Source organism: Filifactor villosus, from assembly GCF_042652965.1.
Taxonomy (GTDB): domain Bacteria; phylum Bacillota; class Clostridia; order Peptostreptococcales; family Filifactoraceae; genus Filifactor; species Filifactor villosus.
The window spans coordinates 1-566 of sequence record NZ_JBHSHL010000047.1 but is presented as its reverse complement, the minus strand read 5'-3'; the positions used below and the strand labels follow the sequence as shown (position 1 = coordinate 566).

At 37.6% G+C, this 566-nt stretch carries 1 tRNA gene; it reads left to right on the top strand.

The features are described from left to right. The first annotated feature begins 108 nt into the window (after positions 1-108). A tRNA-Ala gene (locus tag ACFO4R_RS09785) sits at positions 109-184 on the top strand. Positions 185-566: the final 382 nt, after the last annotated feature.

Sequence of the window (566 nt, the reverse complement as noted above, 5' to 3'; positions counted from 1 at the left end):
ATAGAGTCTGCTGTTTAGCTTTGAAGGTTTATCCTTCAAAAAAGAAAAATGAAAAGCTTTAAGACAAATTGATTTAAAAGAAATTGTCAAAAAGCGCAGCAAAAATATGGGGGCATAGCTCAGTTGGGAGAGCACCTGCCTTGCAAGCAGGGGGTCAGGAGTTCGAATCTCCTTGTCTCCACCAACAAATACCTGAGAAGGTATTTTTAAAACAAGAAACCCCTTTTACTACCTGAAATGAGAAGTAAAAGGAATTGTACCTTGAAAACTGCATAACATCTGAGAAATTACAGAGAAAACGCTAGACGAGAGAGAAAAAACAAATCGAAGGTAATATACCCAAGAGTAAGAGCTTTTTTCATCTTCTTAATTAAGGAGATGAAAAAAAGACAGAACAATTTTTACGAAGTATTTTTTTCGTCGATCCGAGTGAAGCAAAGCGAGAGAGCAAGGCGCGTATATAGACATACGTAACGAGCGAACGAGCAAAGCTGAACGAAGGAGAACGAAAAAAAGACAAGTAAAACGGTTTTTCTACACGTCAAAGGTGTAAGAGCTGTAATTTC